The sequence below is a fragment of the Methylobacterium sp. UNC378MF genome (genome assembly GCF_900103195.1).
Classification (GTDB): domain Bacteria; phylum Pseudomonadota; class Alphaproteobacteria; order Rhizobiales; family Beijerinckiaceae; genus Methylobacterium.
The window spans coordinates 107,932-130,257 of the sequence record NZ_FMWU01000008.1 but is presented as its reverse complement, the minus strand read 5'-3'; the positions used below and the strand labels follow the sequence as shown (position 1 = coordinate 130,257).

Below are 22,326 nucleotides of genomic sequence, written 5' to 3'. Positions count from 1 at the left end.
AGCAGGACCGTCGACGACATGCTGGACATGAGCTGGGGCGAGGTGATGCTGATCGGCGGCGTCGCCCTCATCGTCATCGGGCCGAAGGATCTGCCGAAGGCGCTGCGCACCGTCGGGCAGGTCACGTCGAAGCTGCGCCGCATGGCCGGCGAGTTTCAGATGCAGTTCAACGAAGCGATCCGCGAGGCCGAACTCGACGACGTCCGACGCGAGGTCGACGGGATCCGCAACACCGTCCGCTCGGCGGGCTCGACCTTCAATCCCGTGCAGACGATCCGCGACGAGCTGAAGGGCGCCGTCGAGGGTCGCGCCAAGATGGGGCCGGAGAAGCTCGGCCCGGAGCTGCCGCCGGCCGAGACCCGATCCCTCGCCGACGCTACGGCGCAGCTCAAGGCCGAGCAGGAAGCCGCAGCGCCCGCACCTGTCGCCGAGACGCTGCCTGTCGAGACGTCCCAGCATCCGGCGCCTCTGGAGGCGGAGGCGCTCCTGCCCGTGCCCGGGTCGGTGGACGATCCGTTCGGGACTCCGTCCGAACCGCCCGCCGCACACCCCGCCACAGATGATTCCAAGAACGGCACGGCTGCCCGATGATCAGCGAGGCGGATGAGGCCGAGATCGAGGCGTCGCGGGCGCCCCTGCTCGAGCATCTGATCGAATTACGCGCACGGCTGATCAAGTCGCTGATCGCCTTCGTGCTGATGTTCTTCGCCTGCTTCTTCTTCTCGCGCGATATCTACAACGTGCTGGTCTACCCCTACGTCTCGATCGTGGGTGCGCAGAACGCCGAGCTGATCGCCACGCACTTCCTCGAGCAGGTCTTCACCAACATCAAGCTGAGCGTCTTCGGCGCGGCCTTCCTGGCCTTCCCGGTGATCGCGACGCAGATCTACGCCTTCGTGGCGCCGGGACTCTATCGCAACGAGCGGAAGGCCTTCCTGCCCTATCTCGTGGCGACGCCGATCTTCTTCCTGCTCGGCGCGCTGGTGGTGTTCTTCCTGGCGATGCCGCTGCTGATCAAGTTTTCGGTGTCGCTCCAGCAGGTGGGCGTAGCCGGAGAGCCGACGATCAAGCTGCTCCCGAAGGTCGACGAGTACCTGTCGCTGATCATGACGCTGATCTTCGCGTTCGGGATCGCCTTCCAGCTGCCGGTGATCCTGACGCTGCTCGGCCAGATCGGGATCATCGACGCGGCCTTCCTGCGGGAGAAGCGGCGTTACGCGATCGTCTTGGTCTTCGTCGCCGCCGCCATCCTGACGCCGCCGGACGTGATCTCGCAGCTCTCCCTGGCGATCCCGATGCTGCTTCTCTACGAGGCCTCGGTCTTCTCGGTGGCGCGGGTCGAGAAGCTGCGGGCCGCGCGGCGGGCCGCGGAGGGGCTCGAGCCCTGAGGCGGCGCGCCGGGCTCAGTCCGGCGCGCGCAGGCGGTAGCCCACACCGGTCTCGGTAAGGAGGTAGTGCGGGCGCTCCGGGTCCGGCTCGAGCTTCTGGCGCAGCTGCCGGATGTAGACGCGCAGATATTGCGGATCGGAGGATGACGGCGCGTGCCGCATGAGCTGGGCATGCGTCAGCACCTTGCCGGCGTGCTGCACCAGAGCGCGCAGGAACTCGTATTCCCGCGGCGACAACTTCACCTCACGGTCACCGACCCGCACGATGCGGCGGATCAGGTCGACCGAAAGGTCGTCGACCCGGAATACCGGCCGCTCCCCCTGCATGGCGAGCCGATGGCGCAGGGCCGTGCGGATGCGCGCCAGCAATTCGTTCATACCGAAGGGTTTGGTGACGTAATCGTCGGCGCCGAGATCGAGTGACTCGACTTTGCCGCGCTCGTCCTCGCGACTCGACAGGATCAGCACCGGCAGGTCCGGCCACCGCTCGCGGATCGCCGCGAGCAGGGCGTGGCCGGGCATGTCCGGGAGGCCGAGGTCGAGGATCGCGAGGTCCACGCCGCCGTCTTGCAGGGCGGCGAGTGCCGCGGCCCCGTCGGCGGCCTCGACGACGGCGTAATCCTGCGTCCCGAGGCCGGTTTTGAGCAGCCGACGGATCGGCGGCTCGTCATCGATCACAAGGATGCGGGCGGTGCTCATGCGGGCCGCTCCCGATCGCCGATCCAGTCTGCCGGGCGGCTCATTCCGGCCGGAGCAGCACGTGCCGCTTCTTGCCGAAGGACAGCTTGATCACGCCGTCCGGGGTCAGGTCACCGCGGCCGAGGACCGCCTTCTCGTCCGTGACCGGCACGTCGTTGACCCGCAGGCCGCCGCCCTTGATCTGGCGGCGCGCCTCGCTGGTAGAGGGCACGAGCTTGGCGACCTCCGGCCCGAAGGCGGTGAGCACGCCGAGGCCAGCCTCGAGGGTGGCGGACGGTACGGTCACGCTCGGCAGGTCGGCGGCGAGCGTGCCCTCGACGAAGGTCTTCCGGGCGGTCTCGGCGGCGGCCTCGGCGGCCTCGCGGCCGTGCATCAGCGCGGTGGCCTCGGTGGCCAGCACCGTCTTGGCCGCGTTGATCTCGGAGCCGGCCAGCGCGGCGAGGCGCGCGATCTCGTCCATGGGCAGCAGGGTGAAGAGCTTGAGGAAGCGGGCAACGTCCGCGTCCTCGGTGTTCCGCCAGAACTGCCAGTAATCGTACGGCTTCAGCATCTCCGGGTTGAGCCAGACGGCGCCGGCCGCGGTCTTGCCCATCTTGGCGCCCGACGACGTGGTCAGCAGCGGGCAGGTCAGGGCGTAGAGCTGCGGCGTGCCCATGCGGCGGCCGAGATCGATGCCGTTGACGATGTTGCCCCACTGATCCGATCCGCCCATCTGCATGACGCAGCCGTAGCGGCGGTTCAGCTCCACGAAGTCGTAGGATTGGAGGATCATGTAGTTGAATTCGAGGAACGAGAGTTCCTGGTCGCGCTCCAGGCGCAGGCGCACGCTGTCCATGGACAGCATGCGGTTCACCGAGAAATGCCGGCCGACGTCGCGCAGCATCTCGATGTAGTTGAGCTTGGTCAGCCACTCGGCGTTGTCGACCATCACGGCGTCGTTCGCCCCCTCGCCGAAGCGGAGGAACCGGTCGAAGGTCTTGCGGATCTCGGCCTTGTTGGCATCGATCTGCTCGACGGTGAGGATCTTCCGGGTCTCGTCGCGGCCGGACGGGTCGCCGACCCGGGTCGTGCCGCCGCCCATCAGGGCGATCGGCTTGCCCCCGGTGGTCTGCAGCCAGTGCAGCATCATGATCGACAGGAGGTGCCCGACATGGAGCGACGGCGCCGTGCAATCGTAGCCGACATAGGTGGTCAGCCGGCCTTCCAGCGCCGCCGCGTCGATGCCGGCGAGGTCCGAGGTCTGGTGGATATAGCCGCGCTCGGTCAGGATCCGCAGGAAGTCGGATTTCGGCGCGAAGCTCTCGGCGGTCATGGATGCCATCTCGGGTCGCGCGCTGGCGCGACAGGCCGAGGCCCCGCATGCTAGCTCGCGCTGGGTTCAGGATACGGCGCGCTCTTAGCAGGGCGTTCGCCGAAAGGCACGGGGCAGGACGGCATGGCGATGATGCGCGCGATCGGACTGATGAGCGGCACGTCGCTGGACGGCGTCGACATCGCGCTGATCGAGACCGACGGCGAGCGGGTCCACGTCGTCAAAGGCCACAACAACTTCCTCGAGCCGCTGGGTCCCACCGGCTATCGCGGCTACGCCGACGACGAGAAGGTGCTGCTGCGCGCGGCCACCAAGGATGCCGAATCCGTCCTCCATCCCGGCGACCGGCCCGGGCGGCTGCCGGAGGCGGAGGCCTTCGTCACCCTCGCCCACGCCGAGGCCGTGGAGCGCTTCCTGGCGGAGCACGGCCTGAGCGCCTGTGAGATCGACGTGATCGGCTTCCACGGGCAGACGGTGATCCACCGGCCTGACCAGCGCATCTCGATCCAGATCGGCGACGGGCAGGCGCTGGCGACCCGGCTCGGCATCCCGGTCGTCTCGGACCTGCGCCGGGCCGATATCGAGGCGGGCGGGCAGGGGGCGCCGCTGGTGCCGGTCTTCCACAAGGCTCTCGCCGAGGCGTCGGGCTTCGACGGGCCGTTCGGCATCCTCAACATCGGCGGCGTCGCCAACGCGACGCTGATCGACTCGAAGGGCGGCGTCATTGCCTTCGACACCGGCCCCGGCAACGCCCTGATCGACGAGTGGATGCAGGAGCGCGAGGGCAAGAACCTCGACGATGGCGGCCGCACCGCCGCCCGCGGGCGGCCCGACGAGCAGCTTCTCGCGTGGCTGCTGACGCACCCGTTCTTCTTCCGCCGGCCGCCGAAGTCGTTGGACCGGAACTGGTTCTCCCACAAGCTCGCCGGCCAGCTCTCCACCGAGGACGGCGCCGCGACGCTCACCGCCTTCACGGCGCGCGCGGTGGCCCGCGCCCTCGACCACGCCCCCGAGATCCCGAGCCGCTGGATCGTCGCGGGCGGCGGCGCCCGCAACGGCGAGTTGGTGCGGCTGCTGAACTACCATCTGCGCGCCGAGATCACGACCGCGGACGCGATCGGCTGGTCCTCCGCCTACCTCGAGGCGCAGGCCTTCGCGTATCTCGCGGTGCGCTCGCTCAAGGGCCTGCCGATCACCTTCCCGTCGACGACCGGGGTGCGTGGGGACATGACCGGCGGGGTGCTGGCGCGCCCGTGAGCCTCGGCTACGCGCTCCGGAAGATCGTCGAGGACTATCCGCTCGCGCGCCTCGATCCGCCGGCCGGCCATCCGCTGGCCGCGGTCATCCGCAAGGGCGCGCCGGACGAGCTGCGCGCGGCCCTGGCGCCTATCGATGGGCCTTTTCTCGTGAAGGGCAGCCCCGGCCGTGGCCGCAAATGGGCCGCCGTGCCGTGGATCGCGGTGTTCGATCCCGGGATCACCACCAGCGCAACGCGTGGCTACTACCTCGTCTATCTGTTTCCGGCGCATCGCGAGGCGGTCCACCTGTCCCTGGCGCAGGGAACCGTGGCGGCGATCCGGGCTCACGGCGCGGCAGCCGGAGCCCATCTGCGCGCCAGCGGCGACGCGCTTCGGGCACGGTTGGTCGACTTCACCGACGCGCTGCCGACCACGGCGATCGCCCTCGGCAGCGCCGGCGCATTGCCGGAGGGCTACGAGGCCGCCCATATCCGCGGCCTCACCTACGACCTCGCCGCTCTCGGCGACGAGACCCGGCTTCGCCAGGACCTCGCCACGGCAATCGCGGCGTATCGGGCGCTCAAGGCGCGGGGCGGGCTCGACCTGCCCGGTTCGGCCGAGGGCGCATGAGACTGCGGGTTGCCCCGACCCGACCCTGCGAGCGCCTCGGCACGGACCGCGTTTGTGCCTCGGGCGCTCCCGCGCTAAGGCAGCCGCGCCATGTCGCACAACACCTTCGGCCACCTGTTCCGCGTCACGACCTTCGGCGAGAGTCACGGGGTCGCGCTCGGCTGCGTGGTCGACGGCTGCCCGCCCGGCCTGCCGCTGGAGGCGGAGGAGATCCAGGCGGAGCTCGATCGGCGCAAGCCCGGCCAGTCGCGCTTCACCACGCAGCGCCGCGAGCCCGATCAGGTGAAGATCCTGTCCGGCGTGTTCTCCGACGACCGGACCGGTGGCCGCCAGCTCACCACCGGCACGCCGATCGCGCTGATGATCGAGAATACGGACCAGCGCTCGAAGGACTATTCCGAAATCCGCGACAGCTACCGGCCCGGCCACGCCGACTACACCTACGATGCCAAGTACGGCATCCGCGACTATCGCGGCGGTGGCCGCTCCTCGGCGCGCGAGACCGCCGCGCGGGTCGCGGCCGGCGCCGTGGCGCGCAAAGTCATCCCAGGGGTGACCATCCGGGCCGCCCTGGTGCAGATGGGGCCGCACGCCATCGACCGGTCGCGCTGGGATTGGGCGGAAGTCGGCAACAATCCGTTCTTCTGCCCCGATGCCGAGACGGCGACCTTCTACGAGACCTATCTCGACGCGATCCGGAAGGACGGATCCTCGGTCGGCGCCGTCATCGAGGTCGTGGCCGAGGGGGTGCCGCCCGGCCTCGGCGCGCCGATCTACGGCAAGCTCGATGCCGACCTCGCCGCCGCGATGATGTCGATCAACGCCGTGAAGGGCGTCGAAATCGGAGACGGTTTCGCGGCTGCCGCCCTGCGCGGCGAGGACAATGCCGACGAGATGCGCGCCGGCAACGGCGGTCGGCCGCGCTTTCTCGCCAACCATGCGGGCGGGATCCTCGGCGGCATCTCCAGCGGCGAGCCCGTGGTGGTGCGCTTCGCCGTGAAGCCGACTTCCTCGATCCTGACGCCGCGCCGCTCGGTCACCCGCGACGGCAGCGAGGTGGACCTCGTCACCAAGGGCCGCCACGACCCCTGCGTCGGCATCCGCGCCGTGCCGGTGGCGGAGGCCATGATGGCCTGCGTGCTGGCCGATCACTATCTGCGCCATCGAGGACAGGTCGGGCAGCAGCCCTGATCCTGGTCCTCGCCTCAACGACCCGAGAATGCCCGTGCCCCACTGCACCGTCACCGAGGCCATCGCGGCCTTCGCCCGCGGCGAGATCGTGGTCGTCACCGACGACGACGACCGCGAGAACGAGGGTGACCTCGTCGTCGCCGCCTCGCTCTGCACGCCGGAGAAAATGGCGTTCATCATCCGCAACACCTGCGGCATCGTCTGCGCGCCGATCACGCAGAGCGAGGCGCGGCGCCTGCACCTCGCCCCGATGGTGGCGTCGAACGACGCCCCCCTGGGCACGGCCTTCACGGTCACGGTGGACGTGAAGCACGGCCTGACGACCGGCATCTCGGCGGAGCAGCGCTGCAACACGGTGCGGGCACTCGCCAACGGCAATATGGGCGCGGGCGATTTCGTTCGGCCCGGCCACGTCTTCCCGCTGATCGCCCGCGACGGCGGCGTGCTCATGCGCTCAGGTCACACCGAGGCCGCGGTCGACCTGTGCCGCCTGGCCGAGCTGCCGCCCGTGGGCGTGATCTGCGAACTCGCCAACGACGACGGCACCGTGATGAAGGGGCCGCAGATCGAGGCTTTCGCCGAGAAGCATGGTCTCAAGCAGGTCTCGGTGGCCGACCTCATCGCCTATCGCCAGGCCCGGGACCGGCTGGTCGAGCGGGTCGGGCACTTTCCGGTGCGGTCAAATCACGGCGACCTGAACGCCTACGTCTTCTCGACGCCCTTCGAGTCGATCCAGCAATTCGCCTTCGTCATGGGCGAGATCGGCGACGGCCGGGACGTGCTGGTGCGCCTGCACCGCTCCAACGTCGCCGCCGACGTGATCGGCGGCGGCACGCAGATCGATGCCGTGCTGAAGCGCTTCGCGGCGGCCGGACGCGGTGTGCTGGTCTATCTTCGGGACGGGACGGCGGGCGTGCCGGTGAAGAGCGTCATCGAGGAGGGCACGGAAGCCCAGCGGGCGCGGCAATGGCGCGAGGTCGGGCTCGGTGCCCAGATCCTGCGCGACCTCGGCGTCGTCTCGATCCGCAACCTCGCGACCTCGTCCCGCTCCTACGTTGGTCTCTCGGGCTTCGGCATCGAGCTTTTGGGCGACGAACCTCTGGAGGGCTGAAGCCGTCGGTCAGGCGCGGCGCAGGACGGTCCAGGCCGCCGCGCCGGCCATGATGGCGGCGGCACCGCGGTTCAGCCGAGCGCGGAAGGCCGGGCGGCGCAGCGACTCGCGTGCCCGGGCCGCCAGCGCCGCGTAGGGCGTCATCACGGCCAGGAGGATCGCGGCCGTGACGATAACGAGGGTCACGAAATCCGTCGCCGTCACGCCGCGCAGGTCGACGAGCGTCGGCAGGATCGCGAGGTAGAAGACGATCGTCTTCGGATTGCCCAGGGTGATGGTCAGCCCGGCGACGAAGCTGGTCAGCGACCGGTCGCGGGCCTCGCTCTCGAACCGGGCCGCCGATCCGGCCGCGCGCCAGAGCCGGAACGCGAGATAGGCAAGGTAGAGCGCCGCGCCGTAGCGCACGACGACGAAGGCCGTGCCGAACGCCTCAGCGATCAGCGACAGGCCGAAGATCGCGGCGGCCAGATAGGTCAGGTCGCCCAGGATCAGGCCGACCAAGAAGGCCATCGCGGCGCCGAAACCCGAGCCGAGGGCCCGGGCGACCAGGGCGACAACGCCGGGCCCGGCGATCGCGGCCGCGACACCCAGGGCCAGCGCGTAAGTCACTAATCCGGCGCGCGTCATCGGCGGTCGCCCTTGCGGCGGGCTCGACGCGGCCGTCGTGCAGGTGGCCTCGGTCGACCCGGTGGTGGCATGGCGGCGATCTCCAGGCCGCCGATTATGGCCTTCCGGCAGGCGCCCGCAACGGCACGGCCGTCAGCGCCCCATCAAGGCGTCGACATGCGCGGCCACCGACTTCCCGAGTCCTTCGAGACTGTAGCCGCCCTCCAGGATCGAGACGATCCGGCCGTTTGCACAGCGTTCCGCCAGATCCATGAGCCGGCGTGTTGCCCAGCCGAAATCCTCCGCCTCCAGGCGAAGATTGGCCAAGGGATCAAGCCGATGCGCGTCGAAGCCCGCGGAGATCACGATCACGTCAGGCCGGAAGGCTTCCAGGCGCGACAGGATGCCGGTCTCGAACGCCTCGCGGAACACCGCGCCGTCGTCGTTGGGCTGCAGCGGCACATTGACGATCGTGTCCTTCTCGCCGCGCTCGGACGGCGATCCGGTCCCCGGATAGAGCGGCATCTGGTGCGTCGAGCAATAGAGCACCGATGCATCGTCCCAGAAGATGTCCTGACTGCCGTTGCCGTGATGGACATCCCAATCCACCAGGGCCACCCGCTCGGCGCCGTGCTTCTGCTGGGCATGACGGGCCGCGATGGCAGCGTGGTTGAACAGGCAGAAACCCATCGCGCGGGTCCGCTCGGCATGGTGCCCCGGCGGGCGCATGGCCACGAAAGCATTGCGGCACTCTCCCCCGACGACGGCATCGACGGCGTGCATCCCGCCGCCCACGGCCCGCAGCGTCGCCTCCAGGCTCCCGACCGACAGGATCGTGTCGGAATCGATACCGACCATTCCGTGCTCGGGCACCGCCGCCACCAGAGCGTCGACGTATGCGCGCGGATGCGCGAGGGTCACCGCCTCGATCTCGGCCCTTGGCGCCGAGGCCCGCACCAGGCCCGCAAAACGCTCATCCTCCAGGGCGCGCTCCACCGCGCGCATCCGGGCCGGCCGTTCCGGATGCCCCTCCGGGACCTCGTGATCGAAGCTGGCGGGATGGCTCACGTAGAGGGTGGTCACGAGGGTCGCTCCCGGATGCTCGCCTGTCGCGCACCTGCAACAGGAGCCGGCAATGTGCCATGGGCGCAACGCGCGGACTACGGCGGCGTGCCGTAGCCCCTTTATGGTTGCACGATTCTTCCGCCGGACGGACCGGGATCTTCGATCCCTCGGCGCTCCCCCGGCCGCGAAGAATGTCGAGGCAGGGACATGCGCATCATATCGGTCTTCGGCTGCGCCCTGCTGCTGGCGGGCTGTACCTTCAAAGGCGTGCCCGATCCCGCTCTCTCGGCCCGCGACGCCGCGTTCATGGCGCTCGTCCCGGAGGCCGAGTTCGACCCGCATTTCGCCCGCTACGAGATCGCCGATCCGACCCGGGAGGCCCCCGGCACGATCGTGGTCGAGACGAAGGAGCGGCAGCTCTACCTCGTCCTGCCGAACGGCCGGGCGATGCGCTACGGCGTCTCGGTGGGCGACGAGGCCTATGGCTGGACCGGCACCGCCCGCATCGACCGCAAGGCGGAGTGGCCGGCCTGGAACCCGCCGGCCGAGATGATCGCGCGCTGGCCGCACGTCCACGCCATGCAGGGCGGCCCGATGAATCCGCTGGGCGCCCGCGCCCTCTACCTGTCGGATCGGGGGCGGGACACGCTCTACCGGATCCACGGCACCAACGAGCCGGAAAAGATCGGGCAAGCGGTCTCCTCCGGGTGCATCCGGATGCGCAACATCGACGTGGTCGACCTCTACAATCGGGTCCCCGTCGGAGCGACGGTCATCGTCCGGTAACGCAACCGGTCAACGTCCCAATAAGCCTGCTTGCTCGGGACGCGTTTACCTGAACTTCCGTTCAGATCTTGCCATTAACCTCTGGAAGGGAGGCGGTCCCGTAAGTTGAAGACACACAGGGATTAGCGCCGACCGCAGCAAAGGTCGGGGAGGCAGGCGATCATGACCAACATCTCCGTTCAACAGTTCTGCAACCATGCGGTTTCGGCCGGCACGATCAGCGACGAGGACCTGCTGGTCCTGAAGCGCGAGGTTCTTCCGGACGGCCTCATGAGCCGCGAGGACGCCGACCTGCTGATCGCCCTCGAGCGGGCGGTGATCGGCTCCGACGCCTTCGCCGACTTCCTGGTGGCCTCGGTCGTCGACTTCGCCGTCTGGGGAACGCGCCCGACCGGCTACATCGACCGCGACGTCGCCACGTGGCTCGCTGCCACGCTCAGCGGCCGCGAGGGCCCGAGCGCGGTGGGCGCCCGGATCGCCATGGAAGTGGTCCGCGAGGCGCAGAGCAGCGCCGAATCGCTGGTCGCCTTCGCCCTGGAGGCGAACCGACGCGCCCGCGACACGGTTCAGGCGCCGCGCATGACCTTTGCCCTGGCCGCCTGAGCCTCAGACCAAGGCGTAGCTTCCGTCCGCGGCGCAACTGATTTATCGGGACAGTCAAGCCGGTGCGCAATCCGGCGATCTCGAAAGCAGTGCGCCAGCGATGTTCGACAAGATCCTGATTGCCAACCGGGGCGAGATTGCCTGCCGGGTCATCAAGACCGCCAGGAGGATGGGCATCAGGACCGTAGCGGTCTACTCCGATGCCGATCGCGACGCCGTGCACGTCGCCATGGCGGACGAGGCGGTCCATATCGGCCCCGCTGCCGCGTCCGAATCGTATCTCGTGATCGAGAAGATCGTCGAGGCCTGCAAGAAGACCGGCGCCCAGGCGGTGCATCCCGGCTACGGCTTCCTGTCCGAGCGCGAGGCCTTCCCGAAGGCGCTCGAGGCCGCCGGCATCGTGTTCATCGGCCCCAACCCGGGGGCCATCGCCGCCATGGGCGACAAGATCGAGTCCAAGAAGGCGGCGGCCGCCGCCGAGGTCTCGACCGTGCCAGGCTTCCTCGGGGTGATCGAATCGCCGGAGCACGCCAGGAAGATCGCCGACGAGATCGGCTACCCGGTGATGATCAAGGCCTCCGCGGGCGGCGGCGGCAAGGGCATGCGCATCGCCCATTCGGGCGAGGAGGTGGCGGAGGGCTTCGCCCGCGCCAAATCGGAGGCGGCCTCCTCGTTCGGCGATGATCGCGTCTTCATCGAGAAGTTCATCACCGATCCGCGCCATATCGAGATCCAGCTGATCGGCGACAAGCACGGCAACGTCGTCTATCTCGGCGAGCGCGAGTGCTCGATCCAGCGCCGCAACCAGAAAGTGATCGAGGAGGCACCGTCGCCGCTCCTCGACAAGAAGACCCGCCGCAAGATGGGCGAGCAGGCGGTCGCCCTGGCCAAGGCGGTGCACTACGATTCGGCCGGCACGGTCGAGTTCGTCGCCGGGCAGGACAAGTCCTTCTACTTCCTGGAGATGAACACCCGCCTGCAAGTGGAGCATCCGGTCACCGAGATGATCACCGGCCTCGACCTCGTCGAGCTGATGATCCGGGTCGCGGCCGGCGAGAAGCTGCCGATCACCCAGGACGACGTGAAGCTGAACGGGTGGGCGGTCGAGAGCCGCGTCTACGCCGAGGATCCGACCCGCAACTTCCTCCCCTCGATCGGCCGGCTGACCACCTACCGGCCGCCGGAGGAGGGCCGGCAGGGCACCGCGATCGTGCGCAACGATACCGGCGTCGAGGAGGGCGGCGAGATCGCCATCCACTACGACCCGATGATCGCCAAGCTGGTCACCTGGGCGCCCAGCCGCGCGGAGGCGATTGCCGCCCAGGCCGAGGCTCTCGACGCCTTCGCCATCGACGGCATCCGCCACAACATCCCGTTCCTCTCGGCGCTGATGGCCCATCCGCGCTGGCAGGAGGGACGCCTGTCCACAGGCTTCATCGCCGAGGAATTCCCGGAGGGCTTCACGGCGCCCGAGCCGGCCGGTCCGGTCGCGATTCGCATGATGGCCGCGGCGGCGGCGATCGACCACAAGCTCAACCAGCGCAAGCGCGGCATCTCGGGCCAGATGCGCGCGCCCGGCCTGTTCTCCTTCGAGCGCGAGCGCGTCGTGATCCTGGCCGGCCAGACGTATCGGGTGACTGTCGAGCCCGAGGGCGAGGATCTCCTCGTGACTCAGGAGGACGGCACGGCGCTCACGGTGGCGAGCGCGTGGCGGCCGGGCGAGCCGGTCTGGATCGGCACGATCGGCTCGGAGCGCGTGGCGATCCAGGTGCGCAGCCTGCTCAACGGCGTGTTCCTGCAGCATGCCGGCGCGGCCGCCGAGGCCCGGGTCTACACCCGCCGCGAGGCGGAACTCGCCGCCCTGATGCCGGTGAAGGAGCAGGCGGGCTCGGGCAAGCAGGTGCTCTGCCCGATGCCCGGCCTCGTGAAGCAGATCCTCGTCACCGAGGGCCAGGAGGTGAAGAACGGCGAGCCGATCGCGGTCGTCGAGGCGATGAAGATGGAGAACGTGCTGCGCGCCGAGCGCGACGCGACGGTGGGGAAGATCCACGCCAAGGAAGGCGACAGCTTGGCGGTGGACGCGGTGATCCTGGAATTCGCCTGATCGCGGCGCCCGCGTCGCGATCACGGTCGTGACCGCGGTGATCGGCTTCGTCGCGCCGATCACCGCCATGAGCTTCGGGATCGCCAACGCTCCTGTCCTGCGGCCGGCGACCGCCTTCTTCGCGGCGATCTGGCTTTGCGCGGCGACGGGCTTACATTGGATCGGGAGGCGTGTGCTTCGGGGCATCGGACCATGAGCTCGGGCGAGATCTTCGTGACATTCGTCATCCCCGCCATCACGCTGGCGCTCGCCTATGCGGCCATCCGCGCGAACGAGCGGTCTGTGCAGCCCGACGGGCGCAAGGCGGGACTGTAATTCAGCCACTCGGCCGACGAGGCGCGGCCGCATGCCCCTCTATTTCGCATACGGCGCCAACATGGATGCCGCCGCGATGGCGCTGCGCTGCCCGGTTTCGAGGCTGATCGGCGGTGGGCATCTGCCGGGCCACCGCTTCATCATCATGCGCGAGGGCTATGCGTCCGTGGTGCGCGATCCCCGGCGCACCGTCTGGGGCGTTCTTTGGGAACTGGCCCGCGACGACATCCCGGCGCTCGACCGCTACGAGGGGGTCGCCGGAGGGCTCTACACCAAGGCGGCGCTGCCGGTCCGTACGGGGGAGGGCGTCAAGCGCGCCCTGATCTATCGCGGATGTTCCACAGCGCCCGGCCGCCCGCGGCCGGGATACCTCGAAGCCGTCGTCGCGGCCGCGCGCGCGGCGCAGCTCCCGCCGGCCTATCTGCGGGAACTCGGCACCTGGGCACGCGGCCTCCCAGCCTGAGCGCCGCGCACTTGGTACGCGACATGCTTGCCCACGATCGAGCTGGAGGGCGAACGGCAGCACCGCGCCCGGCCAGCCATCCGTGATTGCGCAGCGCGCCCGTCGGTCAACGACGATCGGCGTGCGCCTGCGAGGGAGAGTTGTGCATGTCGTATCTGGCGCCCGCCGATTTCGTGAAGAAGGCCGTCGATGCCGGTGAGGCGAAGGTCTTCATGGCGACGAAGGACACCTTCATCCGGGCCTACATGGCCGGCGCCATCCTGGCGCTCGCCGCCGCCTTCGCGGTGACGATCAACCAGACGACCGGTCAGCCGCTGGTCGCGGCGCTGCTGTTCCCGGTCGGCTTCTCGATGCTGTACCTGCTCGGCTACGACCTGTTCACCGGCGTCTGCGTCCTCACCCCCCTCGCTCTGATCGACAAGCGGCCCGGCGTCACCGTCGCGGGCATCGCCCGCAACTGGGTGCTGGTCTTCTTCGGCAACTTCGCGGGCGCGCTGACCACGGCGGTCATGATGTCGATCGTCTTCACCTTCGGCTTCGCCACGGAGCCGAACGCCGTCGGCAAGCTCATCGCCGGCATCGGCGAGGCGCGCACCCTGGGCTACGAGAAGTACGGCGCGTCGGGCATGCTGACGCTCTTCGTCCGCGCCATGCTCTGCAACTGGATGGTGTCGACCGGCGTCATCGGCGCCATGCTGTCGACCTCGGTACCCGGTAAGGTGATCGCCATGTGGATGCCGATCACGGTGTTCTTCTTCATGACCTTCGAGCACTCGGTGGTGAACATGTTCCTGTTCCCGTCCGCGATCCTCATGGGCGGCCACCTGACGGTGATGGACTACCTGCTCTGGAACGAGATCCCGACCCTCATCGGGAACATCGTGGGCGGCATCGCCTTCACGGGTCTGATGCTCTACTCCACCCATGTCCGCACCGGCGCCAGCCGGGCCTCGGCGATGGAAGCCGGCGTCCGTCGCCCGATCGCGGCCGAGTAAGGCCCTTCCGGCCCGCGCCGCACGGCGCGGGCCCTGTCGAACGAGACCGCGCCCCATGAGCGAGACCCGGACGATATCCGTCATCGTCACCGGTCGCGTCCAGGGCGTCTCCTACCGGGCCTGGGCGCAGGCCGAAGCCCGCGCCCGGAACCTCTCAGGCTCCGTGCGCAACCGTGACGACGGCGCGGTCGAAGCGGTCTTCAGCGGCGCTCCGGACGCCGTGGCGGAGATGGAAGCCCTGTGCCGCTCGGGTCCGCCCGGCGCGCGCGTGACCGACGTCGTCGTGCGTGCCGGCGGTGACGTGCCGGACGGCGGCGAATTCCGGATCCTGCGCGACTGATCGCAGCGGTGCCGGTTCAGTGCGCGTCCGCGGACTGGTATGCCGGACAACCCTTTCGCGAATCCGCCGTCCGGAGACCATGACCGATCTGTCCGCCGGCAACGCCGCCTTCTCGCATCTCGATCTCGCAGCGCTGCTCTACTTCATCCTCGCCTGGATCGCCTACGGCCTCTCGGTGGGCCAGCTGCGCGGACGGATGGTTTCCCTCAGCCAGATCATGAACGGCCATCGGGCCAACTGGGCGCGTCAGGTCATCGGCCGCGACAACCGGGTGGTCGACACGCAGATCAACGCCTCGCTGCAGAACGGCACGGCCTTCTTCGCCTCGACCTCGCTGATCGCCCTGGGCTCGGTCCTCACCCTGTCGCGGTCCGGGGACGATGTCCTGAACCTGTTTGCCACGCTGCCCTTCGGGACGGTGGCGAACCGCCTGACCTGGGAGTTGAAGGTCGCCGGTCTCGCGCTGATCTTCGTCTACGCCTTCTTCAAATTCGCCTGGGCCTACAGGCTGTTCAACTACACGGCGATCCTGCTCGGCGCCGTGCCGCATAAGGGATCCGGCACGAGCGAGACCGAGATGTTGCGGGCGGTGCGGCGGCTCGCCGCCATGAATGTCAGCGCCGGGCGGCATTTCGCCCGCGGACAGCGGGCGTTCTTTTTCGCGCTCGCCTATCTCGGCTGGTTCATTAGCCCCTACGTGCTGTTCGTCTCGACGACCGCCGTCGTGATCATCATGTGGCGCCGCCAATTCGCCTCGGAGATCCGCAAGGCGCTCCTGGACGCGGGAGAGGGCCCGCATGAAGGGCCGCTCGAGGCTCCGCTCCTGTCGCCCGCCGAGGAGGCACGCACATGACCGACGCGAAACTCGACGACGCCGCCATCGAGACGACGATGCTGCGCCTCGTGGCCGAGCGTGGCGCCGACAAGACCGTCTGCCCGTCGGAAGTGGCCCGCGCCCTCGGCGGCCCGCACCCGGATGGCTGGGGGCCGCTGATGCAGCCGGTACGCCGCACCGCCGTGCGGCTCGCCCATGCGGGCCGGATCGCGATTCTTCGCAAGGGTAAGCCAGTCGACCCGGACGATTTCCGCGGCATCTACCGGTTGTCGCTGCCAGCCGCTGGCGTGACCTCGGAGGCACCTTTCGGGTCAGGGCCCGGCAGCCAGTCCGGCGTGTAGCCGGACAGGCGGTAGGCGATGAGGCCGATCCACTCCTTCACCGCCAGGTCGAACTGGAGCAGCCCGTCCGACGCGAAGCCGTGGACGTGGGCGACGTCGCTCCAGCCCCGGGTCCGGTAATCGACGGGGAACGCGTCCACCGTGAAGCCGGCTTGGCGGAAGCAACCGACCGCCCTTGGCATGTGCCATGCGGAGGTCACGAGCAGCCAGCGCTCGCCGGACTTCGGCTGCACCAGCGCCGCCGAGAAGGCAGCGTTCTCGCGGGTGTTGCGCGAGCGGTTCTCCAGGATCAGGCGCGTCCGCGGTACGCCGATCACGTCCGCCTGCCGGCTCACGACGTCGGCTTCGGCCATGCCGCCCGCGATGAAGCCGCTGCCGCCGGAGAAGACGAGCCGCGCCGTAGGAAATCGCCGAGCGAGGTCGCCGAGATAGATCGGCCGCTCGCCGGCATCGTTGAAGACGATCTGTCGCCGGGACTCCGAGAGGCCCGCCTCGATGCCGCCGCCCAGCACGATGATCCCGGCCGGGGCCGGGCCGTCGTCCGGAAAGACGGGAAAGCGCTGCTCGAGCGGGATCAGGGCCACGTCCGAAAGGGGCGAGAGACCGGCCGCGGCGAGCAGGAGGGTGCCCAGCAGTGCGAGACCGAGACCGGTCCGCCGCCGCCGTGTCAGAGCCGCGACAGCGAGGCCGAGCAGGATCGCGAAGATGCAGAAATTCGACGGGGTGATCAGGAAGAAGATCACCTTCGAAACGGGGAAGAACACGGTCCTCAGGCCGGCTTCGTCTCGGCCTCGAACCGGGCGAGCGCTGCCGCATCCGGCGGAAGGAGGCTCGCGAGATGAGCGCCGCGCTCGACCTCGCGCTGAATCCAGAGATCGAGGCGCTGCTGCTCCACGGCTTCCAGGGCGACCCGCTCGGCAAGCGCAACGGGCACCACGACGAGGCCGGTCCGATCGCCGACCACGATGTCGCCGGGATGGATCGCGGCGCCGCCGCAGGCGACGCGCTCCTGCGTGCCGACCAGCGCGAGGGTACCGGCGGCCGCGGCCGGCCGGCACCAAGCGGGGACGCCGATCTCCTCCGGCAGGGCGGCGTCGGTGATCAGACCCGCGGCGCCGCGCTGGGCGAGGCGCGCCGCCAGGATCGCCCCGAAGGGCAGGGCGAGGGCGGATCCCGCGGCATCGATCACCACCACCGCCCCCTCGGGGACCGCGTCGATGGCGGCGGCAAGGTCACCCGCGGCATCGTCACGGGCCGGGATCATCCGCATCGTGTAGGCGGGTCCGACCACGGTTTCGCTGCTCAACGCCGAGAGGCCGTACGGGCTGAAGGCCTTCACCCCGGCCCGCGACAGAGCGCGGGCGAGGCTCGCCGGGCTCACGGCGGAGAGCGCGTCGCGCAGGGTCTGGTCGATCGCCATCAGGGGCTCCGTGAAAGGCCGGCCCCGGTCCGGGCGGCGCGGTCGGGAAGGTGGATCGCGCCGGCATGCCCGGCAAGGCTTGGATGGCGCGCGGGCGCCCGCGATGGCCTTCAGGCGATGGGCTCGCCGAGGGCGCGGGCTGCTGCGGGTCGGGCAGCGACGCGCTCGTACCAGCGCCGCAGCGCCGGGCGCTCGATCCGCTCCGCCGGCAGATTGAGCCAGCGATGCGCCGCGCAGCCCAGGGCAATGTCGGCGATGCTGAAGCCGGTGCCGACCACGTAATCCCGGTCCGCCAGGTGACGGTCGAGGATCGCCGCCATGGCCTCGGTTTTCGTCAGGGAGTCGGCGATCAGGGCACGGTCGGGATCTGCCGACCGGTAGAGCTGCCAGAACGCATCGCGCATCGCGGGCGTGAAGCTCGTCGCCTGCCAATCCACCCATTGCTCGACATGGGCGCGTGTCCGGGGATCGGCGGGCAGCGCCAGCGCCGGGCCTGTCGCCGCGAGGTAGCGCAGGATCGCGTTCGACTCCCAGAGGGCGAAGCCATCCTCCTCCAGGGTGGGGACCAGCCCGTTCGGGTTCATCACGCGGTAGGCAGGATCGTGGACGACCCCGTGGGCTCCGCCGGCGTCGATCCGCTCATAGGGCAAGCCCGACTCGTCCAGTGCCCAAACCGCCTTCTGCACGTTCACCGAGGTGAGGCGGCCCCAAAGCCTGCGCATGGTCAAAGGATCTCCGTCACGCCTTCGGCGGGTAGGCATGGTCCAGCCCGTTCGGATCGGTCACCTGCACCCCGTCCGGAGTGTCACGCAGGTAGCCGGGCCCGACCGGCACCTTGCCGTGCCCGCCGGGAATGTCGAGCACGAAGGTCGGCTGTGCGAGCCCGGAGAGGCGGCCGCGGAGGCCGCGCATCAGGCTTTGCCCCTCCCGGAGGCCCGTGCGCAGGTGCCCCGTGCCGGGGGCCAGATCACCGTGGTGCAGGTAGTAGGGCTTGATCCGGTTCTCCACGAAGGTCCGCATCAGCGCCTCAAGCGTCGCGGCATCGTCGTTGACGCCGCGCAGAAGCACCGACTGGCTGACCATGGGGATCCCGGCTTCGACCAGTCGGGCGCAGGCGGCGCGTGCGGCCGGGGTGAATTCCCGTGGATGATTGGCATGGAGGGCGACGAACACCGCACGCCCGAAGCGCCCCAGAGCCCGCACGAGAGCGTCGGAGACGAGGTCGGGCTTCACCACGGGCACGCGGGTGTGGATCCGCATCACCCGCACATGCGCGATGGCGGCGAGCCGCCCGGCGATCGCGCCGAGACGGCGGGGCGAGAGCGCGAACGGGTCGCCGCCGGTGAGCACCACCTCCCAGATCCGCGGATCCTGCGCGATGTAGGCGAGGGCGGAATCCAGTTCGGCGTCGGTGAGCGACCCGAGCCCGTCGGGTCCGACCATCTCGCGGCGGAAGCAGAAGCGGCAATAGACCGGGCAGACATGCAGCGGCTTCAGCAGCACGCGATCGGGGTAGCGATGGACGATCCCGGTCACGGGGGAGTGGGCGCCGTCGCCGATCGGGTCGGGCCGCTCCTCCGGCACCGTCGTGCACTCGGCCGCGCGCGGGACGAACTGGCGGGCGATCGGATCGTCGGGATCGTCCGGGTCGATCAGCTCGGCCATGTCGGGCGTCACCGAGACCGCGTAGCGGGCAAGCACGCCGCCGAGGACTTCCGCCTCCTCACCGGAGACCAGACCGGCGGAGACAAGGTCGTCCGCATTGCGCAGGACCCGGTTCATGGCCGCGTCTCCGCCACGGGCGTCCAGATCACATCCTCGATCCGGGACGCTCCGCAGGCCAGCATCGCCAGACGGTCGAAGCCGAGGGCGATGCCGGACGCCTCCGGCATGACGGCCAGCGCCGCGAGGAAATCCTCGTCGACCGGGTAGCGCTCGCCGTAGATGCGCTGTTTTTCCGTCATCTCGGCCTCGAAGCGTCGGCGCTGCTCGTCCGGGTCGGTCAATTCACCGAAGGCGTTGGCGAGTTCCACGCCGCAGGCATAAAGCTCGAAGCGCTCGGCCACGCGCGGATCATGCGGGGCCGGCCGGGCGAGGGCGGCCTCGCTGACGGGGTACTCGCACAGGATGGTGGGGCGGCCGAGGCCGAGATGCGGCTCGATCCGCGCCACGAGGACGCGGGAGAACAGGTCGGCCCAGGTATCGTCCGGTGCAACGCGCAGGCCGGCCCCCGCGACGGCGTCGGCCAGACCGTCCCGGTCGGTCTCGCCATCTGCCGAGACGCTGGCGAGAAGATCGATCCCGGCGAAGCGGTCGAAGGCCTCGGCCAGGGTCAGGCGCTCCGGTTCGGCGAAGGGATCGGTCTCCCGGTTCCGGAAGACGAGGCGGCGGACGCCGGCTGTCTCGGCCGCACGCGCGAGAAGCGCGGCGCAATCCGCCATCAGCGCCGTGTAGGGCGCACCGGTCCGGTACCATTCGAGCATCGTGAATTCGGGGTGATGCAGCGGTCCGCGCTCCCGGTTGCGGAACACGCGGGCGACGCTGAACAGCCGCGGCTCCCCGGCGGCCAGAAGCTTCTTGCAGGCGAATTCCGGCGAGGTGTGCAGGAAGAGCGGCGTGCGCGCACCGCTGGCGCCCACCGCCTCGGTGGCGAAGGCCGAGAGATGCGCCTCGTTGCCCGGCGAGACCTGCAGGCAGGCAGCCTCGACCTCGACGAAGTCGCGTTCGGCAAACCAAGCGCGGAACGCCGACAGGATACGGTTGCGCAGAAGTAGAGCCGGGCGCCGATCGACGTGGCGATCCGGCGACCACCAGGGAGAACCGGACCCCGTCAAGCCCGGCCCCCGCTTCCGTCGCGAAGCGTGTTCCGCCGGCCCTGTCCCGGGTGACGGCGCCGCGCCGCGTTCTGGAGCATTGTCATCCTCGACCCTGTCCGGCTCCCGGCGGCGACGCGGCCGGGGATGCACGCCGTCGCCGGTCCACGCCCGCCCGCTGGCAACCGGGGCGCAGATGCGATAGTGGCGGGGTCCGAGATGCAGCGCCCGCGCTTGGCGCGTGCCGGCCCCCATGTCAATGCAGGACGCAATTCCGTGAAGGTGATCGCCTCAACGCTCCGCAAGGGCAACGTCGTCGAAAAGGACGGCAAGCTCTATGTGATCCTGTTCGCCGAGAACATCCATCCCGGCAAGGGCACCCCGGTGACCCAGCTCGACATGCGCCGGATCACGGACGGCGTGAAGGTGTCCGAGCGCTACCGGACGACCGAGCAGGTCGAGCGCGCCTTCGTGGAGGATCGCGAGCACACCTTCCTCTACAGCGACGGCGAGGGGTTCCACTTCATGAACCCGGAGAACTACGAGCAGATCGCCGTGCCGGAGGACGTGGTCGGCGACGCCGCGCCGTACCTCCAGGAGGGCATGGCGGTGATGCTCTCGGTCCATAACGGCGTCCCGCTGACCATCGAGCTGCCCCAGCGCGTGACCCTCGAGGTCGCCGAGACCGAGCCGGTCCTGAAGGGTCAGACGGCCTCGTCGTCCTACAAGCCCGCGACCCTGTCGAACGGCGTGCGCACGACCGTGCCGCCCCATATCGCCGCCGGCACCCGCGTCGTCGTGATGACGGCCGACGGGTCTTACGTTGAGCGCGCCAAGGACTGAGCCGGACCTGCCGGCCCTGGTCGATCCGGGGCCGGCAATCAGCGCGCCGTCCGCGCGGCGGCCTCCAGAGCGGCGTAGCAGCCCTGTGAGATCGCCTGGGCGCGCAGGCGCTCGGTCCCGCTGAAGGGACGACCATCCTCCCGGAAGAGATCCTCGCGGAGCAGCGCCTCGGAGGTGCAGCGGGCGGCGATGCGGCAGAGCGGCGGCTCGCCGCCGGTGCGCGCGCAGATTGTGACGTAATCGGCGCGGAACGCCCGCAGCCCGGCGCGCGGATTGGCGCCGACCACCGTGACCAAGCCGGTCAGCACCGCCAGCAGGACGGGCTGGTGGATGAGGTAGATCGCGAGGCTGTGCCGGCCCGCGACGGTCGCGGCGCGACCCAGCCGCGTGTGCGGAGCCCAAGCCCCGAGCCGTGAACGGGCAAGCTTCGGCAGCCCCAGCCGGCCCAGGACGATCCCGACCAGCACCAGCCCGAACCAGGGGAAGAGCGGCACGTAGTCGTTCGTCCGCGGCACGACTGAGCCGAGGCCGAGAAAGGACAGGGCCGGCGCATCGAGGATGGGCGCGTGCACGACGTGCGGCGCGGCGAGGAAAGCTGCGGCTGCGAGCACCGCGACGGGCACCGGCAGGAACAGGAACGGCAGCCCGAGCAGGCTCGAGACGGCGATGCAGTGCAGCACGCCGAAGAAGACGAAGGCGTCCGGGAAGATGGCCCAGGTGCCGAGGGTCACGAGCAGCGCCGCCCCGCCGATCCGCGCGAACCGCGTCAGGGTCGGCCGGAGCCGGACACCGCGGCCGTTCATCAGCACGAGGCCGACGCCGACGAGGAGCAGGAAGCTGCCGGCGATCATCTCGGCAGCAAGTCGACCGGCCGGCGTCAGCGCGTAATTCTCTGCGGTCAGCCGCAGATGGCCGAGATCCCAGAGCGTGTGATAGCTCGCCATCGCGGCGAGGGCGGCGGCCCGGATTGCGTCGATGACCGGCAGGCGGCGTTGCGGTTCCAGGGGGGCGGCGATGGGGCGGTCGAGGGTGACATCAACGGACATGATGGTGCACCCAAACCATGTCGGAGCCTCCCTTTCCATGGTGACCTGTATTGGGCGCGCTGCCCTTCAGGCTGCGGGCTCGGTGCCTCTCGGAAATGTGAAGGCCGCCGGCGCGCAACCGAGAGGGCGCCGGCGGAACCCGCAACCCGGGAAAACCGCTCGTCCGGGCCGCCGCTTAAACT

General features: G+C 69.7%; 26 protein-coding genes. 16 read left to right on the top strand and 10 right to left on the bottom strand.

Annotated elements, in window-relative coordinates; translation table 11 throughout:
* Positions 1 to 18 precede the first annotated feature (18 nt).
* Both tatB and tatC read left to right on the top strand, forming a co-directional pair.
* Entirely contained in the window at positions 19 to 591 is a 573-nt protein-coding gene (gene tatB / locus BLT59_RS10520) for a Sec-independent protein translocase protein TatB (protein WP_091779177.1), read from the top strand.
* The gene (tatC, locus tag BLT59_RS10515; protein WP_091779175.1) at positions 588 to 1,388 is read left to right on the top strand and encodes a twin-arginine translocase subunit TatC; all 801 of its coding nucleotides are present in this window, start codon (positions 588 to 590) and stop codon (positions 1,386 to 1,388) included. Before tatB ends, tatC begins: the two co-directional genes overlap by 4 nt.
* Before the next feature lie 15 nt (positions 1,389 to 1,403).
* Here the strand turns inward: tatC and BLT59_RS10510 are convergent, their stop codons facing one another.
* Together BLT59_RS10510 and tyrS are read right to left on the bottom strand one after the other, a co-directional pair.
* On the bottom strand, positions 1,404 to 2,087 hold the full coding sequence (locus BLT59_RS10510) for a response regulator (RefSeq protein ID WP_091779173.1): 684 nt from the start codon (positions 2,085 to 2,087) through the stop codon (positions 1,404 to 1,406).
* Between the two features lie 40 nt (positions 2,088 to 2,127).
* Positions 2,128 to 3,399, bottom strand: coding sequence for a tyrosine--tRNA ligase (tyrS, locus tag BLT59_RS10505; RefSeq protein ID WP_091779171.1), 1,272 nt, complete (start codon positions 3,397 to 3,399; stop codon positions 2,128 to 2,130).
* A gap of 123 nt (positions 3,400 to 3,522) precedes the next feature.
* On the opposite strand from tyrS, the gene BLT59_RS10500 reads away from it, so the two are divergent.
* From BLT59_RS10500 to ribB, 4 genes are all read left to right on the top strand, one after another.
* Positions 3,523 to 4,656 (top strand): anhydro-N-acetylmuramic acid kinase, encoded by a 1,134-nt coding sequence (locus BLT59_RS10500; protein WP_091779169.1) that lies wholly within the window; start codon positions 3,523 to 3,525, stop codon positions 4,654 to 4,656.
* Complete coding sequence (locus tag BLT59_RS10495; RefSeq protein ID WP_091779167.1) at positions 4,653 to 5,267, top strand: DUF3578 domain-containing protein; 615 nt, start codon at positions 4,653 to 4,655, stop codon at positions 5,265 to 5,267. Before BLT59_RS10500 ends, BLT59_RS10495 begins: the two co-directional genes overlap by 4 nt.
* A 90-nt stretch (positions 5,268 to 5,357) precedes the next feature.
* Positions 5,358 to 6,458 (top strand): chorismate synthase, encoded by a 1,101-nt coding sequence (gene aroC, locus BLT59_RS10490; RefSeq protein ID WP_091779165.1) that lies wholly within the window; start codon positions 5,358 to 5,360, stop codon positions 6,456 to 6,458.
* 34 nt (positions 6,459 to 6,492) lie between these two features.
* Positions 6,493 to 7,569 carry a 3,4-dihydroxy-2-butanone-4-phosphate synthase gene (gene ribB, locus BLT59_RS10485; RefSeq protein ID WP_091779319.1) on the top strand — a complete coding sequence of 359 codons (1,077 nt, stop codon included), beginning with the start codon at positions 6,493 to 6,495 and terminating at the stop codon, positions 7,567 to 7,569.
* Between the two features lie 9 nt (positions 7,570 to 7,578).
* Here ribB and BLT59_RS10480 read toward each other — a convergent pair whose 3' ends face one another.
* A complete protein-coding gene (locus BLT59_RS10480) occupies positions 7,579 to 8,196 on the bottom strand; it encodes a LysE family translocator (protein WP_091779163.1) in 618 nt (205 codons plus the stop codon).
* 132 nt (positions 8,197 to 8,328) lie between these two features.
* Positions 8,329 to 9,258, bottom strand: a complete 930-nt coding sequence (locus BLT59_RS10475) for a histone deacetylase family protein (RefSeq protein WP_091779161.1) — start codon at positions 9,256 to 9,258, stop codon at positions 8,329 to 8,331.
* Positions 9,259 to 9,447: 189 nt separating this feature from the next.
* Here BLT59_RS10475 and BLT59_RS10470 point away from each other — a divergent pair, with 189 nt between their 5' ends.
* The 9 genes from BLT59_RS10470 (at position 9,448) to BLT59_RS10435 (ending at position 16,022) form a co-directional block, all read left to right on the top strand.
* Positions 9,448 to 10,026 (top strand): L,D-transpeptidase, encoded by a 579-nt coding sequence (locus BLT59_RS10470; protein WP_091779159.1) that lies wholly within the window; start codon positions 9,448 to 9,450, stop codon positions 10,024 to 10,026.
* Positions 10,027 to 10,188: 162 nt separating this feature from the next.
* Positions 10,189 to 10,629: a hypothetical protein gene (locus BLT59_RS10465; protein WP_091779157.1), complete on the top strand. Its 441-nt coding sequence runs from the start codon at positions 10,189 to 10,191 to the stop codon at positions 10,627 to 10,629.
* A 100-nt stretch (positions 10,630 to 10,729) separates the two neighbouring features.
* A complete protein-coding gene (locus tag BLT59_RS10460) occupies positions 10,730 to 12,733 on the top strand; it encodes an acetyl-CoA carboxylase biotin carboxylase subunit (RefSeq protein ID WP_091779155.1) in 2,004 nt (667 codons plus the stop codon).
* A gap of 28 nt (positions 12,734 to 12,761) precedes the next feature.
* Positions 12,762 to 12,929, top strand: a complete 168-nt coding sequence (locus BLT59_RS31245; RefSeq protein WP_175543991.1) for a hypothetical protein — start codon at positions 12,762 to 12,764, stop codon at positions 12,927 to 12,929.
* A gap of 150 nt (positions 12,930 to 13,079) precedes the next feature.
* Positions 13,080 to 13,511 carry a gamma-glutamylcyclotransferase family protein gene (locus BLT59_RS10455; RefSeq protein ID WP_091779153.1) on the top strand — a complete coding sequence of 144 codons (432 nt, stop codon included), beginning with the start codon at positions 13,080 to 13,082 and terminating at the stop codon, positions 13,509 to 13,511.
* 146 nt (positions 13,512 to 13,657) lie between these two features.
* Entirely contained in the window at positions 13,658 to 14,506 is an 849-nt protein-coding gene (locus BLT59_RS10450) for a formate/nitrite transporter family protein (RefSeq protein ID WP_091779151.1), read from the top strand.
* A 55-nt stretch (positions 14,507 to 14,561) separates the two neighbouring features.
* Positions 14,562 to 14,846, top strand: coding sequence for an acylphosphatase (locus BLT59_RS10445; protein WP_091779149.1), 285 nt, complete (start codon positions 14,562 to 14,564; stop codon positions 14,844 to 14,846).
* Between the two features lie 79 nt (positions 14,847 to 14,925).
* The gene (locus BLT59_RS10440) at positions 14,926 to 15,699 is read left to right on the top strand and encodes a DUF599 domain-containing protein (RefSeq protein WP_091779147.1); all 774 of its coding nucleotides are present in this window, start codon (positions 14,926 to 14,928) and stop codon (positions 15,697 to 15,699) included.
* Positions 15,696 to 16,022 (top strand): DUF3253 domain-containing protein, encoded by a 327-nt coding sequence (locus BLT59_RS10435; protein ID WP_091779145.1) that lies wholly within the window; start codon positions 15,696 to 15,698, stop codon positions 16,020 to 16,022. The genes BLT59_RS10440 and BLT59_RS10435 overlap by 4 nt, the downstream gene beginning before the upstream one ends.
* Here the strand turns inward: BLT59_RS10435 and BLT59_RS10430 are convergent.
* From BLT59_RS10430 to epmA, 5 genes are all read right to left on the bottom strand, one after another.
* Complete coding sequence (locus tag BLT59_RS10430; protein ID WP_091779143.1) at positions 15,941 to 16,786, bottom strand: YdcF family protein; 846 nt, start codon at positions 16,784 to 16,786, stop codon at positions 15,941 to 15,943. The two genes, BLT59_RS10435 and BLT59_RS10430, sit on opposite strands and share 82 nt — an antisense overlap.
* A gap of 5 nt (positions 16,787 to 16,791) precedes the next feature.
* A complete protein-coding gene (locus BLT59_RS10425) occupies positions 16,792 to 17,442 on the bottom strand; it encodes an RraA family protein (RefSeq protein WP_091779141.1) in 651 nt (216 codons plus the stop codon).
* A 110-nt stretch (positions 17,443 to 17,552) separates the two neighbouring features.
* Positions 17,553 to 18,164: a glutathione S-transferase family protein gene (locus BLT59_RS10420; protein ID WP_091779139.1), complete on the bottom strand. Its 612-nt coding sequence runs from the start codon at positions 18,162 to 18,164 to the stop codon at positions 17,553 to 17,555.
* Positions 18,165 to 18,180: 16 nt separating this feature from the next.
* Positions 18,181 to 19,224 (bottom strand): lysine-2,3-aminomutase-like protein, encoded by a 1,044-nt coding sequence (locus BLT59_RS10415; RefSeq protein ID WP_091779137.1) that lies wholly within the window; start codon positions 19,222 to 19,224, stop codon positions 18,181 to 18,183.
* Positions 19,221 to 20,276, bottom strand: coding sequence for an EF-P lysine aminoacylase EpmA (epmA, locus tag BLT59_RS10410; RefSeq protein WP_091779135.1), 1,056 nt, complete (start codon positions 20,274 to 20,276; stop codon positions 19,221 to 19,223). Before epmA ends, BLT59_RS10415 begins: the two co-directional genes overlap by 4 nt.
* A 198-nt stretch (positions 20,277 to 20,474) precedes the next feature.
* Here epmA and efp point away from each other — a divergent pair, with 198 nt between their 5' ends.
* The gene (gene efp / locus BLT59_RS10405) at positions 20,475 to 21,098 is read left to right on the top strand and encodes an elongation factor P (RefSeq protein WP_197739341.1); all 624 of its coding nucleotides are present in this window, start codon (positions 20,475 to 20,477) and stop codon (positions 21,096 to 21,098) included.
* Positions 21,099 to 21,136: 38 nt separating this feature from the next.
* Here the strand turns inward: efp and BLT59_RS10400 are convergent, their stop codons facing one another.
* Positions 21,137 to 22,144 carry a heparan-alpha-glucosaminide N-acetyltransferase gene (locus BLT59_RS10400; protein WP_091779133.1) on the bottom strand — a complete coding sequence of 336 codons (1,008 nt, stop codon included), beginning with the start codon at positions 22,142 to 22,144 and terminating at the stop codon, positions 21,137 to 21,139.
* Between the last annotated feature and the right edge of the window lie 182 nt (positions 22,145 to 22,326).